This is a genomic window from Fibrella aestuarina BUZ 2 (genome assembly GCF_000331105.1).
GTDB lineage: Bacteria > Bacteroidota > Bacteroidia > Cytophagales > Spirosomataceae > Fibrella > Fibrella aestuarina.
Map to the genome: position 1 here is coordinate 2,609,397 of NC_020054.1, position 16,773 is coordinate 2,626,169.

Below are 16,773 nucleotides of genomic sequence, written 5' to 3' on the forward strand. Positions count from 1 at the left end.
TAAACACGAGTTTTCGGTCAATTTGTCTATAGGTTCAATCGGCACACGATTTGCAGGCTATCGACCAACAGCTGGAAACAGACGACTTTTTTAACTGTATTCATGGTAACGACAATTATTGTTTTAGTGTGCATTCTGACTGTCCTGCTGGTGCTGGTAGTCCTGATTCAAAATTCGAAAGGCGGTGGGTTGTCTGGTGAACTGGGCGGGCTTGGCTCAAACCAGTTGATGGGCGTAAAGAAAACCACCGACGTCGTGGAGCAGATTACGTGGGGCCTGGGTGCTGCCGTGATGGTGCTCGCGCTGGCGTCGTATGCTCTGGTTGACAAAACCGGCACGGCCAATTTCAACAGTGTTAACGCCGAGCGCGCCGCTACCCGCACGCTACCGAGCGCAGCACCGGCTCCGTCGCAACAACGCCCCGCCCCGGCTCAGGCACCGGCGGCCGCTCCGGGCAATTCGCAGTCGGCACTCCGTCCGTAGACCTTCCAAAAGAGCGAAAGAGATAAACAGCGAAAGAGTGGCTTACGCACGATTACACCTGCGTAAGCCACTCTTTCGCTGTTTATCTCTTTCGCTCTTTCAGATTAGGCCTGCATAAAGGCCCGGGCTTTCCGGATGTGCTCGTTGGCCCGGTCGGTTTCAACCAGTCCGTCGCGAAGCCTGACAATGCGGTGGGCGTATTCGGCGATGTCTTCTTCGTGCGTCACCATGATGACCGTGTTGCCTTTCGAGTGGATTTGGTCGAACAGGTCCATGATCTCATACGACGTTTTGGTGTCGAGGTTACCCGTCGGTTCATCGGCGAGCAGGATGCTTGGGTCGTTGACGAGCGCGCGGGCCACCGCCACCCGTTGCCGCTGCCCACCACTCAACTCGTTGGGCCGGTGGCCGGCGCGGTTTTCCAGTCCCACGTTTTTCAGCGCGATCATCGCTTTTTCCGTTCGGTCGGCTTTGCTCAGGCCCGCGTAGATAAGTGGCAACGCCACGTTTTCGAGCGAGGTCTGGCGGGGGAGCAGGTTGAACGTCTGAAACACGAACCCAATCTCCTTGTTGCGCACTTCAGCCAGTTCGTTCTCCGTCATATTGCTCACATCCTGGCTGTTGAGGATGTACTGCCCCGACGTGGGCGAATCGAGGCAACCCACAATGTTCATCAGTGTCGATTTGCCCGAACCTGAAGGGCCCATGAACGCGACATACTCGCCTTTCTGGACAGCAATGGTGATGGACTTGAGGGCTTCAACCACTTCGCTACCCATTACGTAACGTTTGGCAATGGCGCGGGTTTCAATGATGTTCATAGACAAACCAGTTCGCAGGTTTCAGGTTGGGCGTTTTCAGTGGCAGGGTTTCTGGGCGATTAGGTAGTCAGTTACCACCGAAAACGCCCAACTTGAAAACTGTTAAAACTACCTCAGTTTGTAAACCGTTGACGCTGGTTTTCGACCGCCGTAATTTTTTGCTGATAAGCCGCCTCGAATGCCTGATAGTCGGCGGGCGTAGTGGCAAAGTTGAGCTTGACCAAGCCTTGCTCCGCGTAGTCGAACAGGCTTTGGTCGGCGCAGAGCAGCACGTAGCTTTTCAGCAGGGCGGGGTCGTTTTCGCTGACCGCCAACGCCCGTAGAACGGCATTATAGGCCGGTTTCACCTGCTTGTTGGTCCGTAGGAAATTAGCTGCTTCGGCAACAACGGCCGCGTTGGCGGGGGCCAACTGAAGCGCAGTCGTATAGGCTTGCTGAGCGTCGGGCAGGCGTTTGGCTTTGGCAAAGACCTGACCGCGTAGTGCGGCGATCAGGCCCTGATGCGCCGGAACAAAAAACGTTTTTGCCAGCGAATCGGTCGCGGTTACTTTCTGCCGGAACGCCGCAATCTTCACCGCCGACAGGTTTTCCGTCGACCGGGCAAACGCCGAGAGCCCTTTGGGTTCCCCCATTTGGCTCAGGATCATCTGGGCGTAGAAATACTGCCGCGTCGCCAGGTACGTGTCGATCAGAAAGGCGCCGGCTACCGTTTTCAGATTGGTATCGCGGATGGTTTCCCAAACCCGGCCTCGGTTGGCGTCGTCGGGTCGGAACGATACGTAGAACGCTTTTTCCAGATCGGTTACCGGTTGTTTCTGGCCATACAGCGTTTCGGCGACGCCGCGCATCGTGGCATCCTGCCGGGTGGCCGTTTGCCAAAGGGGTTGAGCCGCCACCAGATTACCGGTTTTGGTCAGCGCCACCGCCCGATACAGCATCGACAGCGTGTCGAGCGAGTTGAGGGCAAATGTTTCGGCCGCCTGCCGGTTCAGGCCCTGTTCCAGTTCCAGCAGACCGAGTGTCGTGCGGTAAGCAGTGCGTTTGCGGGCGTCGTTTTCAGCCAGTTGGGTCAACAGGTCGAACGCTTCGGGGTGCTGATTCGCCTTATACCGCGCCAGCGCCGTGGCCAGCAGCAATTCGTCGGTGACCTCCTGATTGGCCGGGTTCAGCGCTGCCTGCTGAAGCTGGTTGACGAGGAGCGTATCGGGCCGGGGTGTGGCCAGCGCGTAATTATACAGGCTGGCAAATTGCCCGGCATCCAGCGCCTGCCCGGCTTTCAGGTTGGTGAGCCAACTGGGTACGTTGGGTACGTCCGACGAATCGCCAGCAGGGGTACGTTTCATGACCAGCCGGAGCGCCAGTGCGTTGGCCGTAAAAGCCGGGTCGGTGCGGGGTTCGATTTGTTGGGCCAGCGTGGAGTCGGCTGCCAGAATCTGCGGATTTTTGGCATAAACACCCATCAGATTGGCCAACGGCACGGCATCCTGGTTGGTCAGATCAACGGCCGATTGCAGGTAATAATAGGCCGAGTCGGCGATGGCCGTTTTGCCATACAGATAGCCCAGATTGGTCCGTAGCTCGCCACTGTTCGGAAACGCCCGAATGCCCCGTTGCAGGGTTTTGATGGCCTCGAAAAACAGGTTGGTTTGCCGATACGTATCGCTGAGGGCGGCGTAGGCCTGGGGTGAAGGCTGTTTTTGCAGCGACTGCGTCAGAAACTGGGCCGCCGTGGTCTGATCGTTTCGGAGGAGCGCCATCGACGCCAGGGCGTAGTTGGCCTTATGTTGCAGAAACTCATGCCCCAGCGATTGTTGGTAGAAGGTCTGGGCCAAGTCGGGCTGCTGTTCGGCCATATAGGCGTCGGCGATGGCCGACTCCAGTGCGGCCTGTCCCTGCCGGAACACAAAATAATTGCCACCCGCCACCATGCCGACGATACCCACGATGCCCGCCAGTCGGAAAAGGGGCAGATCGGCCAGTCTGGCTTTGTATAACACCCGGTGAACGGGTAGCTGCTGCTGGTAGATGGGCCAGAAGTTCAGCGCCACGTAGAGCGTCATGCCGATGCCCATGGCAAAGTGGCTATACACGATGGCATCTTCGAAAACCTCGATGAGTGGGTCGTTGGCTGTTGCGAAGGCATAGGCTATCGTGAGCAGCGTCAGTGTGGCCCCGCCGAGGTAGATACCCGCGCCCGCGTTAGCAAACGATACGCGCTCCTGTTGATCGAGCAACCGACGAAACCCCCAGACGCCCAGCCCAATCGACACGATGATGATAAGGAACGGGCTGATCGTCAGGATATCCCAGTCGATGGTGCGCGTATTTTTAAGCCAGATCAGGAGGAGGTTGACCAGATACAGGACGCTGATCAACAGGAAATTGTACAAGCCCAACGGTTTGTCGGACCCAACGGAGGCGTCGGAGCGGCGTACGCTCGTTAGCCAGACCATCGCGGCGATCGGCTCGATCGCGATCAGGACGATAAACGAAATGCTCAGGACGAGCAGGCCCGGTAATGCGTAGCTGACCAGCAGTTGCGCTGGGTACGTTGCTCCGGCCACGCTACCGATGCCGAGGGCCGTTAGGCCGATCAGGCCCAGAAATACGCCTGTGCGAATGGCGAAGGAAGTACCAGTCCGGAAGGCGTGAAAATAATAGCTGGTTCCCCCGAAGGTGATTGTCAGGATGAGGAACAGCCACTTGCCCAGGAAACCCGGCAGCGTCAGAATGTCGAAGCGGCAAACGGCAAGAAACAGGATAAACAGACCCATGCTGATCCGGTACAGGAGCGTGGGGAGCCGACAGACGCCCGCCAATAACAACGCCATGGCCCCGCACAACCCAACGAGGGTGCCGGTAGCTACGAGCGGGTACACCTGCATGGGCGAGGCCATAAACTGCCCCATGACGGCCTGCACCTGCCCCGGTATGGGGTATGTGAGCAGGCCATCCGTTACGGTGTAGAGCGAGGTGGGCAGGCCAACGAGTTCACTCAGTACCTGCCATCGGACCACGTTAGTCAAGCCCCGATACCAGGTGAACCCAAACCAGCCAAGAGACAAGAGTAATACCCCCAACCCGGTCAGGTACGTTAGCCGGTTGGGTAAAGTCCAGTTCTTCCAGAAAATCAATGACATACACTATGAACGAAACTGACAATAAAAATCGTAAACGTCGTTTGGGTTATAAACACAAAAAGCACTGACCAGCAGTGCTTTTTGTGTATTGAAATGTACCGGGAGCGGGGATCGAACCCGCACGAGCTTTTACGGCTCACAGGATTTTAAGTCCTGCGCGTCTACCTATTCCGCCATCCCGGCAAGTCAACGAATAGGGGTTCAGTCTGAACCACCTGATACAAAAAAAGCACCGGGGTTCGGTGCCATTTCTGTGGAGCGAAAGACGGGGTTCGAACCCGCGACCTCGACCTTGGCAAGGTCGCGCTCTACCAGCTGAGCTACTTTCGCGTTTTTCGTTGTTGGCTTGTGGCCGTCAGCGATTTTGATGATGCAAAAGTAGGGGGTTTCGCAGCGTTTGTCAAGAGGCTGGGCGAAAAAAGCGGCTAAAAAAAGTAGACCGTGTTGGTAAGTGGCTCATTCCGAAAGCACTATTTTAGAAAAAAAACGAGGGCAGCCGTCCCGAAAAAGGTTAAACCACCTCATTTTTGAAGGCGATACGCAAGGCCTACCGACAAGGCTCCCCATGCATCGAGACTATTACCACTCGGGATGGGCCCGAAGATATCACCACCGTTGAGGGTCTTGATCGTACTGTTGTCATGGTCGAAAGTAGCGTCGAGTTTGTCGGTATGAACGACGTTGTAGCGTAGGTCGACTGTCAGGCTCAGGCTGCGGGAAAGAGGCGCACAGTATCGCAGCCCAAGCGGAACCACAACTTCGTGCGTTTGGGTTACGCCCGCTACGCCTTTGGCCGTATAATTATCACTAGCCGTGCGGTGGCTGCCGGGGCCATTGGTCAGCCGTTGAACGGAGCCGTCACTGAGCGAATAGGCGGTGGCATTGAAGAAAATCAGGCCGTAGGTGAGGTAAACCGACAAATGGTTGCGCGCCTGCTCAGGCCGTTGTTGCCGGGTTTTGCGGTTGATCAGTTCCGACAAATTCACCGAAGCCCCAATGCTAGCCTGGGTAAAGCGGGTTTGCGCCTGGGTGTTGTAAAAAGCCTGCTGTTGCGCGCCCAGTGTTCCCAGATCGCCCAGCAGTTGAAAACCAAAGGTGCGACTGATGGGGTAGGTCAGCGTGACACCGACGGCGGGCTTGAGATCAGGTGATGACAAATCGCCAAAAAGTTGGGTGACACCCACTGCCACGCCAACCTGTAGGGTATGAGTCTCCATCGGCCTTGGGTGAGCCAGTGTGTCGGTTGGATGGTCAGGTGAAGCTAACGGCGGAACGGACGTGGCCAAACTTGCTGTACAGGTCGTCAGGCAGACGGCAAGTAGCGATAGGGAGGTAGCGTTTCGAACGGAAGGTAGGGATATAGTCATACAAATTATCACTGGTTGATCTGTTGTATAGTGCAGGTAAGACGATGTCCGTATATGAAAGTAACTGTCCGTATGCGGACATGTAAGTGATTTTAGCTTGTTGATAATCAGTAGTTTATTGGTTTGGCGTGCCTGTTGTTCTGTGCTTGGTACAGCATTTTATGGTAGATGACGCAACGGTTGTTGTCGACGCTGCATCTTTTCAATGAACGCATCCCAAACGCATAGTCCCATGAGCCTTTTACGCACATTCCTATTGTTGACGACGACGCTAACAGCAGCGATCCTGCTCTCAGTAGCCTGTTCACCAGCGATCTCGGGCATATTGACCGACGACCGCGACTCGAAACCCTACAAAACACAGACATTCACGGGCATCAATGCCGTTCGTGCCCAAACATCGGGTGGCAGCCTGACCGTCGAAGGCGGTAATGGGGCTGAAGCACGCCTGGAAATGTACGTACGCAGCAGCAACTGGAATGGCCGCGACGAACTGAGCCGCGAGGAGATTGAAGACCGGCTGAGGGATTACGAAATCAACATCCGGCAGGATGGGGGCACACTGGTGGCCACCGCCAAATCGAAACGAGACGGCAGCTGGTGGAATAACCGGAATGCCCTGAGCATCAGCTTTAAGTTTTTTACCCCGCGCCGCGTCAATACCGACCTTAACACCTCAGGTGGTAGTATCCAGATCAGCCACCTCGATGGGAAACAGCGCTTCGAGACGTCGGGCGGGAGCCTGCGGCTGGTTGATCTGAAGGGCGACATTGCCGGGCGGACGTCGGGCGGCAGCATTAAACTGGATGGCTGCCGGGAGCGGGTCGACGTCGAAACGTCGGGCGGGAGCATCGAAGCGAGCAACTCAAATGGCAACCTGACGCTTGAAACGTCGGGTGGGAGCCTGCGGCTGATGGGCCTGAACGGGATGATCAAGGCGCGGACCTCGGGCGGTAGCATCAACGGCGATCAGATCGATGGTGAACTGCAAACGAGCACCTCGGGCGGCAGCATCCGGATCCGGAATATGGCCGGCAGCATCGACGCCAACACGTCGGGTGGTAGCGTTGAGGTGAACCTCACCCGCGTCGATAAATTCGTGACGCTGGGTACGTCGGCCGGGAGCGTGCGTGTGCAGATGCCGATGAACAAAGGCATGGACCTTGAGCTCGACGGCAACCGGGTGAGCGCCCCATTGAGCAATTTCAGCGGTACGGCCGACAAAGACCGGATCGTGGGCAAGATCAACGGTGGTGGTATTCCCGTTAAGCTGACTGCCTCGGCCGGCAACGTGTATCTGAATCAGAATTAAGCGGGAAATGAGTCGGTGCCACAAACGCCGATTTGTCCGCCCGCTGTCCGAATGCGGACGAGTAGCTAGCCAAAAAAGCCCTGAATCGCTTGATTTAGGGCTTTTTTGTGTTGTGGCACACCGATTGAACCTAGCTTTATGGCGTCAAACTTGTAACAGGACATTAAGGTCGAGTTGCAGAATGATGAAAAACGATGATCTGGATGAATTCAGTTATTGGATCAACCAAAACCAGATCGGGAGTGGGGCTGGCTTCGGTTTCGTTTACCATCGTTTCTGGGAGTGGTTCCAGCTTGATTTTTTTCCGCTGGTACTATAACGTTCCCAAACCGGTGGTGAGCCTGGCAATAATACGCTGATGATCCCGGGGTGCATACGTACCCTATCTTCATGGAGAAGCAACGGGCCGTCAACCTTCGGATGATACATTCTTTTGCAGTTAACCTTATTAAAGATAACCGATTATGATTCAACTCTCGAACGTCGCCAAGTACTACCCCGCCGGGTTTGGCCGGACGTATGTGCTACGGAATATCAACCTGACCATCAACGAAGGGGAGTTTGTGAGCATTATGGGGCCGAGCGGATCGGGCAAGAGTACGTTGTTGCACATTTTGGGTTTGCTAGAAGAGCCTTCCGAGGGCGAATACCGATTCCTGGATCAGCCCGTGCAGAAACTGTCGGAGAAGCGCCGCACCGAATTGCACCGCAGCCACATCGGCTTTGTCTTTCAGGCCTACCACCTTATCGATGAACTGACCGTCTACGAAAACATCGAAACGCCGCTTCTGTACAAAGGCATGTCGGGCAACGAGCGCAAGAGCCGCGTGGCCGATGTGCTGGACCGGTTCAACATCGTGGCCAAGAAAGACCTGTTCCCTAGCCAGCTATCGGGCGGGCAGCAGCAACTAGTGGGCGTGGCGCGGGCCATTGTCGCGCAGCCGAAGGTCATCTTTGCCGACGAACCCACCGGCAACCTGCACTCGGCGCAGGCCATCGAGATCATGGAGTTGTTTCGCGAACTGAACCAGAAAGACGGCGTCACGATCGTGCAGGTGACCCACTCCGAAGCCAACGCCGAGTACGGGAGCCGCATTGTACGGCTGAAAGACGGCTGGCTCGAACCGGAAGCGGCCCCAGCGGTGTAAATCAAACCTTACCGGTTTTAAACGGGGGCGCCCAGCCCTATAAGGTGTAAGAGCGGCGTAATCGCATCGGCCGACGTACCCCCGAACGTCTGGATGCCGTTGACGTTGGCACAAAAAACCGCGTCGGCTGTAGCCAGGGTTTCGGGGGCGTACAACCCTTCTTCCACGACCTGGGTACGTAGCAACTGCCGACGCAGGATACCGTCGATGCAGCCGGTGTCGAGGCTGGGCGTAAACCACTGGCCGTTGTGCCGCCAGAACACCGACGAGGCCATGCACTCGGCCACGTGGCCGGCTGTGTCGAGTAGGATAACGTCGTCATAGCCGTGTTGCTGCCTGTGCAGGCCCGCCAGCACGTAGGGCAACGCGTTGAGGGTTTTGAACCGGGATACCGGTGACGAGACCAGCCGAACAGCGGTGAAGAAACCGAGATGGGCTTTCGCCGTGACGGTAAATGGGGAGGTGGGTTGCGCCGTCAGCAGCCAGTTGGCCGCTCGGGTCGTAGGCGTATACAGGCCGCCGGTTTGCCGCCACACCTGCAACTTGATACGGGCCGACCCATCGGCCAATTCGTTCTGATGGATCAGAGCCATCACCTGCTCATGCAGGGTGTCGCTGTCGAACTGGGTGGGTACGTTGAGTTGAAGTGCGGCCATGCCCTGCCGGAGGCGATCGTAGTGGTCGGGCCAGAACCAAACGCGATTTTTTTCGTAGCGAATGGTTTCAAACAGCCCGTCGCCATACTGGAAAGCCCGGTCGGTTGGCGGGGTCATCCAGTGGCTTGCCGGAAGTACATCCGAGTTATAAACCAGATTCATGGCGGAAATTAGCCGTTTATCCCAAAACGGTGGTTGCCGCTTCAAGTACCTTTTAACATTGACCTTAGAAATGCACATGAACATGCGCCTACTGCCCTATTTGCGACTCTCTGCCGCCGGACTGGCACTCGCCGCTCTGCTGGGCCACCCATCGGTTTTTGCCCAGACGGCGGGCACGCCTCCGGCTGCGTCGGCCACACCTGGCGAGGGGCAACGCGTTCCGCAGCGCCTCGGCCTGCAAACGTGCATCGACATTGCGCTGCAAAACAACCTGACCCTGCGGCAGAGCCAGATTCAGTTGCGTAACAGCGAACTGCAACTCCGGCAGGCTCGCCTCAACCGGCTGCCCAACGTCGGTGCGTTCCTGACCCAGGGGTATAACTCGGGCCGGAACATCAACCCCGTAACCAACGCCTTCGTTGATCAGGGCGTATTGTCCAACAACTTCCAGGCATCCGTGCAGGCGACTGTCTACAACGGGGGGCTGTTGCAGAACACGATCAAGCAAAACGATCTGCTCCGCCAATCGAACGAGGCTACGGTAAAAGCGACCGAAAACAACGTGATCCTGACCGTCATTCAGCAATACCTGAACGTACTGACGGGGCAGGAGCAACTGGTGGTGGCACAGCGGCAGCGCGACGTGTCGGTAGCACAACTTGACCGTACTCAGAAGCTTGTTAATGCCGGTTCGCTGGCCGAAGCCGAACTGTTTGTGATCCGGGCGACGATTGCCAATGATGAACTGGCCATCGTGAATGCTCAGAATACGATCGAACTGGCGAAACTGGCCCTTCTTCAGGCCATGAACGTACCCGCCGGTGGCCCAACCACCAGCAGCTTCGAGGTCGAAACCGTGAACGTACCTGATCCAACGGTAACGCCCTATGGCACGACATCGGACGATGTGTTTGGCGTGGCTCAGCAGTACATGCCCGATGTGAGAGCCGCCGATCTCCGCGTGAAAAGCGATGCGTTTGGCGTGCAGGTAGCGCGGGCGAGTCTGTTTCCGGTCGTGACGCTGAACGGGAACCTCAGCACCCTTTATTCAAACGTAGGGCTGCAGCGGCGGTTCGATCTGGGAACGGTTACCAACATTGATCAGACGATTCTGGTCAACGGCATTCCTACGACAATCACGACCCAGCAGCCCAATTATCGCTTCGAGAACTACACCTTCTTCGATCAGCTGGGTAACAACCTGAACCGCAGTGTGTCATTGCAGGTGCAGGTGCCAATCTATAACCGATCGCTGGCCCGGACGCGCATTCTGTCGGCCCAACTACAGCAACAGAACTCGGAGATTGCCGCGGCCAATACCCGCCTGCAATTGCGCCAGAACATCGAAACGGCCTATACCAACCTGCGGGCGGCGGGCAACCGTTACCAGGCGACTCTGGCGCAGGTAACGCAACTGGAGCGGGCCTTCAAAGTATCGGAAAGCCGCCTGAACGCGGGCGCGCTCAACTCAACAGACTACAACGTGGCGAAGGGTAACCTCGACCGGGCCCGCGCTGGCCTGGTTCAGGCCAAATACGACTACGTGTTCCGCATTAAGATTTTAGATTTTTACCAGAATAAGCCACTCAATTTTTAGTGAGAGCGTGAAGGAATGAAAGAGTGGGTCTGCGTTTCTGCGACGTACCCACGAAGCCAATCACTCTTTCGCTCTCTCATTCTTTCACTCCTTCACTCTTTATGAAAAAGAAATCAAACCGTATTTGGTGGGTATTGGGTATCGCTGCCGTGTTGTTGATTGGGGGGCTTGTGGCCGCCAAACAAGCCGGCATTATTGGTAAACCACCAACCACGGAAGTCGATTTTGCCGTAGCGCGAACCACCGATATTGTTGAGCGAGTGAGCGCCTCGGGGCGTGTGCAGCCCGAAGTCGAAGTGAAAATCAGCCCCGACGTATCAGGCGAGATCATCGCCATGTACGTAAAAGAGGGCGATCCCGTCAAGGCGGGGCAGATTCTCTGCCGGATCCGCCCCGACAACTACGAATCCTTTTCGGCGCGGGCCGAAGCCACGGTCAACCAGAGCAAAGCCCAACTGGAGCAATCGAAAGCGGGTGTTTTGCAGGCCGAAGCTCGCCTGATCCGCACCAGGGCCGATTACGAACGGAGCCGTAAACTGCTGGCCGACAAAGTCATTTCGCAGGCCGACTTCGAAACCGTCGAGGCCAACTACAATGTAGCCAAACAGGATATCGAAGCCCAGCGGGCCAACGTTCGGGCGGCGCAGTTCAGTATTCAGAGCGCCCAGGCCAGTCTGCGCGACGCGAAAGAAAACCTGCGCAAAACGACGATCTATTCGCCCGTCAATGGTACGGTGTCGAAGCTGAACGTCGAACAGGGCGAACGCGTCGTGGGTACGTCGCAGATGGCCGGTACCGAGATCATGCGACTCGCCAACCTCAACAACATGGAGGTGCGCGTGAATGTCAACGAGAACGACATCGTGCGGGTGACACTGGGCGACACGGCCGACATTGAGGTGGATTCCTATACCACGGCCGGGCGCAAGTTTAAAGGCATTGTGACCGAAGTGGCCAACACGGCCAATGGCCTGGCAGGCAGCACCAACTCAGCCGCGTCGTCGAGCCTGTCGACCGACGCTGTGACGGAGTTTGAAGTCAAAATCAAGATTCTGAACAGTTCATACACCGATCTGTCGGCCAAGCTGGGTGGGCGAGGCTTCCCGTTCAAGCCGGGTATGACGGCTTCCGTCGAGATCATCACCGACCGCCGTTCGGGCGTCTTGTCGGTACCCATCGCGGCTGTAACCACCCGCGCCGACAGCACGAAGATGGCCGCCAAACCCGCTAACGACGATAACGAGGAGCAGCCGACCGCCGCACCGAAAAACGTGAAGGAAATCGTGTTTGTGGCCGAAAATGGCAAAGCCGCCCAGCGCGAGGTGAAAACCGGTATCAGTGACTTCGAAAACATTCAGATTCTATCGGGCCTGAAAAAAGGCGATCAGGTGATTGCCGGACCTTTTCTGGCGGTTTCTAAAAAACTCAAAGCCGGCGATCTGGTTGTGAAAAGAGACCCGAATAAGGTCAAGAAGGAATGATGATTCAACGGTTACGGTTTAACCGTTGAACAGTAAACGCTGGCTCGATGCACGGTACCATTATTCACTATGATACGCTGACCCAATGTGGCCTGCTTCGGACAGAGGCAGGTCAATTGCATTATTTCCGGCGCGACGACGTGGCCGAGGCGACGGGTTTTGCCGCTGGTCGGCAGGTGTCGCTTCGCGCGGGTACGCTCGCCGACACGGGCGGTAGTCAGATGGACATCGTGGAAGGGCTGGCGGCCATACGGCACGTCGAGCAGGCCCGCCGCGTGGGTACGTTGCCTGCTCAGCCCGCACCACCACCGCCCAAACGCGCTACCCAGTCGATCAGTTGGGTCGGTGGCTGGCTCTCGCTTGCGGCGCTGCTTTGCCTGCTGCTGGCGGGGGGGAATCAGTTTAGCGAGCCATCGGTGTATGCCGCTGCCGCTCCCAAACTCATCGGGTCGGTGTTCGGCGTGGCGGCGGCTGTGTTGCTGGTTATCCTCGCAATTTTGTTCTTTACACACAAAACGCGCCGCCTCGTACGTTGGACATACTGGCTGACGGTCTGGAGTTCGCTCTTCGCCTACATTGCCCAAACAATCGACGGGTTCGAGATCGATGCCGCCGCTACCTGCTACGGCTACTCGCTCATCGCCCTGTTGGTTGCGGTGTTTTTTGTCCGAAAATGATCCATTATCCTCGTCACCACACGACCCGTTACATGAAGTTTACCGCCCTTACGCTCGCCATTGCCTTATTGATGACCGCCTGTGGTGGCGGAAAGAAACGCGATAAACAGGAAGCGAGTACGCCCACAAAAACCGAGCAGGTCGGCAAGGTTCATTTCTTTCTGGAAACATCGGCCAGCATGGGGGGCTACCTCAACGGTGGCACTACGTTCAAAGACGTCGTTTCGGACGTAGTGACGAAAGCCAACCAACTACGACCCGTATCGCTCAACACCATTTCGGGAAAGACGCAGCCGGTATCGGGCGACGTCAATACGTTTGTGGCGCAGATGGCGACAACGCCGCTGGCAACGGGCAAAAGCTCGGAGCTCCACAAGATTTTCCGGGAAGTGGGGGAGCGCGCCAAAGGCAACGACGTGGCCATTTTCGTGTCGGACTGCATTCTGTCCTTTCCCGACGCCGACATCAAGCGTGACCCCGAAGTGAACCGAAACAACGCGTCGAGCACGCTGAAAAACAGCATTTACGATCAGTTTGCCACCTTCAGCAAGCAGGGAATTGGCGCCACGGTGCTGGCCTACACCTCGCCGTTCAACGGCACGTATTACACCTACCAGAATCAGAAACAAAAACTGGCAGGCGAGCAGCGGCCCTTCTACATCTGGATTATTGGCAAGCAAAGCCTCGTGGGTACGTTCGCCGGCCAATTGCTCGAAAGCCTGTCGACAACCCCGGCCAAACGACTCGATTTCGGCGCGGCGGGTGCCCTGAAAGCCTACGACCTGTTGTTCAGCGCCAACAAAAGCGGCGACTGGCGGGCCGAACGCAACAACGTGACGGAGATCGAAATGGGCCGCAAAGCCAAGCCCGTCGAGTTTGCCATCGCCGTGAATCTGAACGCGCTGCCCGGCTACGCGCAGGAAGAGACGTACCTGCAAAAGAACCTGAATGTGGCGGTCGACAATGGGGCCGTGAAACTGGTGAAAGTGCAGCGCAAAGCGGCCCTCAACACCGACCGTATGAGCGATCGGGAGCAAAAACTCCTCAGCCAGAATACGCACGTGCTGACCTTCCACGTTGATAATCTATTCGACGAAACCGCCACGGTGACGCTGAAACTGCCCGTGCGGTTCGATTCGTGGTACACCAACTGGTCGACAATGGACGACCGGACGGCGACCGGGCGGCAGGGCAAAACCTTCGCCCTCGAACACCTGATGACCGGCGTGCGCGAAGCCTACCAAACCAGTGGCAATGAGTTTGCCGCTATGAGCATTAAACTGAGCAAAAACTAAATGCACAATGTAGAATTGACAATGCACAATGATTGGCTGAACCGTGTTGACCACAACAGGCATTGTGCATTGTCAATTCTACATTGTGCATTTCTCATCCCCCATGTTCCAATCGATCTACGAACTCTTCCTGGGTCAGAATAACGACCCAATTTATGCCGACGAAATTTTCACGCCCGTGGGCACCATGACCGTGCTGGTGGCGTTGGTCGTGGCGGCGGTGTTTTACGTGGCACTAGGCCGCTGGAAACCCGTTTTTCACCGCACGCTGCACTGGGCGCTCACGCTCGTAGGGGTGCTGATCTTCGGGTATGCCTACGCCGTCTGGTACGCCAAAGACCGCACCGGTGCCGACGATGCCGACTCCTACATGACGAGCTTCGGCGGGGTCAACGTGTTGCTGGCGGCTATTCTGTTCTTTTTGTTCTCGCTGGGCCTTCGCTACGCCTCGATTTTCGCCCGCAGAACGCCATTTTAATTAATGGACAATGCACGATGGATCATGTACGATGAATAGTGTACAATGTACAATGGCTTGCGAATGAGCAACTTTTGCCTAAGCGGAGATTCATTGTACATTATCCATTGTGCATCGTACATTATCCATCGTGCATTGTCCATTCCCTTCTTATGAAACTCTTCCTTTTCGGCATTGGGGGCACTGGAGCCCGTGTGTTACGCTCGCTGACGATGTTGCTGGCGGCGGGGGCCAACGTACCTGCCGACCTGACGATCATCCCGATTCTGCTGGACATGGACATGCAGAATGGCGACACCGAGCGGGCCCTTCGGCTGGTTGAATTATACCGGAGCCTGCGGGCGGGCGGCTACCCCAACGGCCCGCAGGACCACAACGGTCGTCGCCCATTTTTTGGCACGAACCTGCAACCGCTGGGTACGTTGCAGGCCGACAACGCGCAGCAGCAGATCGGCGATTCGGTGCTGCCCAAACTCACCGACCATCAGGGGACGTTCGAAGAGTTTCTGAACGTGAGCAGCATGGACGAAATCGACCGCGAATTTCTGAAGCTGCTCTACGACAACTCGGCCAAGCCGACCAACGCCGAACTGAAGCTGAACCTCTCGGTGGGCTTCAAGGGCAATCCGAACATCGGCAGCGTGGTGTTCAACGCGCTTGAAGATTCGCCCGTCTACAAGTACTTCACGGGTGCCTTCAACGATCAGACCGACCGGATTTTTGTTATCAGCTCGATCTTCGGTGGAACGGGCTCGGCGGGGTTTCCGCAACTAGTGAAGCTGTTGCAGCACCCCAGCCAGAAAATGCCCATCCGCAACGCCAAAAAGGGGGCGGTGACGGTGATGCCCTATTTTGCGCTGGAAGAAAACAGCCAAAGTGCCATCGACCAGAACCGGTTTCTGTCGAAGACCAAGGCGGCGCTCTCGTACTACCAGAGCCAGATCGACCTCGACGCGCTTTATTACATCGGCGACCGGCCCGGTGCCAAGCTGTACCCCAATGTGGAGGGTGGGGCCAAACAGGCTAACAATGCGCACGTGGTGGAAATGCTCGCCGCCGAGGCCGTCCTCGACTTCGCCCGGCGTGGCCCCGGCGAGTTCAGCACCGACAAGCGGTACCTGGAATATGGCCTGCGCCGCAACGACCGCAGCCTCGATTTGCCTCACTTCGCCGATGGTACGTACCAGAATCTGCTGGAGCCTATGGTTCGGTTCACCTACGCCGCCAAGTTCTACACCGACTTTCTGCCGAATAACTTGGGCGAGGCGTTTGCCAAAAACCTGAACCTGCCCCAGACCCTGCGCTCAGGTACGTTCTACACCTCGCTGGATAACTTCATCAACGCCTACAAAGCGTGGTTGCGTGAGCTGTCGGCCAACGATCGCAGCTTTGCCCCGTTTGACCTCGACACCGATTTCAACGGCTTGGTCCGGTCGAAGCGGATCGAGACCGGCTTTTTCAACAAAGGCATCAGCGAGGGCTTTTTGCAGGATGCCGCTGGCAAGGGCGAGAATAGCCTGAAGGCCGCTTTCCCAACCAATGAGGCCCGTTTTATGCAATTGTTGATGGAAGTGGCCGATAAATGCGTTGAGAAATTAGGACCGCTCAACCGGCAACTGGCCGACGTATGATTTACCCCCCGCCCTGAAGGGAGCCCGCTGGCTGCCGTACCGAGCATACGCCAGCGGGCTCCTTTCAGGGCGGGGGGTAAATAACTGAGCGGAGGAGATTAGATGTAAACAACGATCCCACCAGTATGGCTACAGACATGTTTTTCGGCGCGCAACCTGTTTTATTTGAACAGGCTAAACAGTTAAGGGAAGCCATGACGCCTGCCGAGTTGCTACTCTGGGAGCAGTTGAGACAGAACAAGCTCGACGGGTTTCGGTTTAAAGCGCAGCATCCGATTGCTTATTTTATCGCTGACTTTTATTGCCATAAAGCCCGATTGATAATTGAAGTCGACGGAGGGGTGCACGACGTACCTGAACAGATTGAGTATGACAAAAATCGCACCTACCTGCTCAACGAACTGGGATTAACGGTCATTCGCTTTCGCAACGCATCCATTTTAACAGACATCAATCAAGTACTGACAACGATCCGAAGCTATCTTTCATAATGTATAGCTGCTGTTTACCCCCCCGCCCTGAAGG

General features: G+C 56.5%; 14 protein-coding genes and 2 tRNA genes. 10 read left to right on the top strand and 6 right to left on the bottom strand.

The window, feature by feature from the left end:
• Positions 1-102 precede the first annotated feature (102 nt).
• Positions 103-483 carry a preprotein translocase subunit SecG gene (gene secG, locus FAES_RS10655; RefSeq protein ID WP_015331219.1) on the top strand — a complete coding sequence of 127 codons (381 nt, stop codon included), beginning with the start codon at positions 103-105 and terminating at the stop codon, positions 481-483.
• Between the two features lie 104 nt (positions 484-587).
• Here secG and FAES_RS10660 read toward each other — a convergent pair whose 3' ends face one another.
• The 5 genes from FAES_RS10660 to FAES_RS10680 all read right to left on the bottom strand — a co-directional run bounded on the left by FAES_RS10660 (position 588) and on the right by FAES_RS10680 (position 5,661).
• Positions 588-1,304, bottom strand: coding sequence for an ABC transporter ATP-binding protein (locus tag FAES_RS10660; RefSeq protein WP_015331220.1), 717 nt, complete (start codon positions 1,302-1,304; stop codon positions 588-590).
• Between the two features lie 113 nt (positions 1,305-1,417).
• The gene (locus FAES_RS10665; protein WP_015331221.1) at positions 1,418-4,444 is read right to left on the bottom strand and encodes a tetratricopeptide repeat protein; all 3,027 of its coding nucleotides are present in this window, start codon (positions 4,442-4,444) and stop codon (positions 1,418-1,420) included.
• 96 nt (positions 4,445-4,540) lie between these two features.
• Positions 4,541-4,627, bottom strand: a tRNA-Leu gene (locus tag FAES_RS10670).
• Positions 4,628-4,698: 71 nt separating this feature from the next.
• A tRNA-Gly gene (locus FAES_RS10675) sits at positions 4,699-4,774 on the bottom strand.
• Between the two features lie 191 nt (positions 4,775-4,965).
• Complete coding sequence (locus FAES_RS10680) at positions 4,966-5,661, bottom strand: hypothetical protein (RefSeq protein ID WP_041257757.1); 696 nt, start codon at positions 5,659-5,661, stop codon at positions 4,966-4,968.
• Positions 5,662-6,043: 382 nt separating this feature from the next.
• Between FAES_RS10680 and FAES_RS10685 the strand changes: the two genes are divergently transcribed.
• Positions 6,044-7,123: a DUF4097 family beta strand repeat-containing protein gene (locus tag FAES_RS10685; protein ID WP_041257758.1), complete on the top strand. Its 1,080-nt coding sequence runs from the start codon at positions 6,044-6,046 to the stop codon at positions 7,121-7,123.
• 464 nt (positions 7,124-7,587) lie between these two features.
• Positions 7,588-8,271 carry an ABC transporter ATP-binding protein gene (locus FAES_RS10690; protein ID WP_015331224.1) on the top strand — a complete coding sequence of 228 codons (684 nt, stop codon included), beginning with the start codon at positions 7,588-7,590 and terminating at the stop codon, positions 8,269-8,271.
• Positions 8,272-8,288: 17 nt separating this feature from the next.
• On the opposite strand, the gene FAES_RS10695 is transcribed toward FAES_RS10690, so the two are convergent.
• Positions 8,289-9,089: an aminotransferase class IV gene (locus tag FAES_RS10695; protein ID WP_148289338.1), complete on the bottom strand. Its 801-nt coding sequence runs from the start codon at positions 9,087-9,089 to the stop codon at positions 8,289-8,291.
• A 76-nt stretch (positions 9,090-9,165) separates the two neighbouring features.
• On the opposite strand from FAES_RS10695, the gene FAES_RS10700 reads away from it, so the two are divergent.
• From FAES_RS10700 to FAES_RS10730, 7 genes are all read left to right on the top strand, one after another.
• Positions 9,166-10,686 (top strand): TolC family protein, encoded by a 1,521-nt coding sequence (locus FAES_RS10700; RefSeq protein WP_041257759.1) that lies wholly within the window; start codon positions 9,166-9,168, stop codon positions 10,684-10,686.
• 101 nt (positions 10,687-10,787) lie between these two features.
• The gene (locus FAES_RS10705) at positions 10,788-12,167 is read left to right on the top strand and encodes an efflux RND transporter periplasmic adaptor subunit (protein ID WP_015331227.1); all 1,380 of its coding nucleotides are present in this window, start codon (positions 10,788-10,790) and stop codon (positions 12,165-12,167) included.
• Between the two features lie 47 nt (positions 12,168-12,214).
• Positions 12,215-12,844 carry a hypothetical protein gene (locus tag FAES_RS10710; protein ID WP_015331228.1) on the top strand — a complete coding sequence of 210 codons (630 nt, stop codon included), beginning with the start codon at positions 12,215-12,217 and terminating at the stop codon, positions 12,842-12,844.
• Between the two features lie 32 nt (positions 12,845-12,876).
• A complete protein-coding gene (locus tag FAES_RS10715) occupies positions 12,877-14,139 on the top strand; it encodes a hypothetical protein (protein ID WP_229364458.1) in 1,263 nt (420 codons plus the stop codon).
• Between the two features lie 103 nt (positions 14,140-14,242).
• Positions 14,243-14,617 (top strand): Asp23/Gls24 family envelope stress response protein, encoded by a 375-nt coding sequence (locus FAES_RS10720; protein ID WP_015331230.1) that lies wholly within the window; start codon positions 14,243-14,245, stop codon positions 14,615-14,617.
• A gap of 152 nt (positions 14,618-14,769) precedes the next feature.
• On the top strand, positions 14,770-16,248 hold the full coding sequence (locus FAES_RS10725) for an FtsZ/tubulin family protein (RefSeq protein WP_015331231.1): 1,479 nt from the start codon (positions 14,770-14,772) through the stop codon (positions 16,246-16,248).
• A gap of 125 nt (positions 16,249-16,373) precedes the next feature.
• Positions 16,374-16,739, top strand: coding sequence for an endonuclease domain-containing protein (locus FAES_RS10730; protein ID WP_015331232.1), 366 nt, complete (start codon positions 16,374-16,376; stop codon positions 16,737-16,739).
• The last annotated feature ends 34 nt before the right edge of the window (positions 16,740-16,773 follow it).

Bases quoted from the DNA above. Each gene is read 5' to 3' on its own strand.
- FAES_RS10695 (WP_148289338.1), bottom strand. From the start codon at position 9,089: ATGAATCTGGTTTATAACTCGGATGTACTTCCGGCAAGCCACTGGATG.
- FAES_RS10700 (WP_041257759.1), top strand. From the start codon at position 9,166: ATGAACATGCGCCTACTGCCCTATTTGCGACTCTCTGCCGCCGGACTG.
- FAES_RS10720 (WP_015331230.1), top strand. From the start codon at position 14,243: ATGTTCCAATCGATCTACGAACTCTTCCTGGGTCAGAATAACGACCCA.
- FAES_RS10730 (WP_015331232.1), top strand. From the start codon at position 16,374: ATGGCTACAGACATGTTTTTCGGCGCGCAACCTGTTTTATTTGAACAG.
- FAES_RS10725 (WP_015331231.1), top strand. From the start codon at position 14,770: ATGAAACTCTTCCTTTTCGGCATTGGGGGCACTGGAGCCCGTGTGTTA.
- FAES_RS10710 (WP_015331228.1), top strand. From the start codon at position 12,215: ATGCACGGTACCATTATTCACTATGATACGCTGACCCAATGTGGCCTG.
- FAES_RS10705 (WP_015331227.1), top strand. From the start codon at position 10,788: ATGAAAAAGAAATCAAACCGTATTTGGTGGGTATTGGGTATCGCTGCC.
- FAES_RS10715 (WP_229364458.1), top strand. From the start codon at position 12,877: ATGAAGTTTACCGCCCTTACGCTCGCCATTGCCTTATTGATGACCGCC.
- secG (WP_015331219.1), top strand. From the start codon at position 103: ATGGTAACGACAATTATTGTTTTAGTGTGCATTCTGACTGTCCTGCTG.
- FAES_RS10685 (WP_041257758.1), top strand. From the start codon at position 6,044: ATGAGCCTTTTACGCACATTCCTATTGTTGACGACGACGCTAACAGCA.
- FAES_RS10690 (WP_015331224.1), top strand. From the start codon at position 7,588: ATGATTCAACTCTCGAACGTCGCCAAGTACTACCCCGCCGGGTTTGGC.
- FAES_RS10665 (WP_015331221.1), bottom strand. From the start codon at position 4,444: ATGTCATTGATTTTCTGGAAGAACTGGACTTTACCCAACCGGCTAACG.
- FAES_RS10660 (WP_015331220.1), bottom strand. From the start codon at position 1,304: ATGAACATCATTGAAACCCGCGCCATTGCCAAACGTTACGTAATGGGT.
- FAES_RS10680 (WP_041257757.1), bottom strand. From the start codon at position 5,661: ATGGAGACTCATACCCTACAGGTTGGCGTGGCAGTGGGTGTCACCCAA.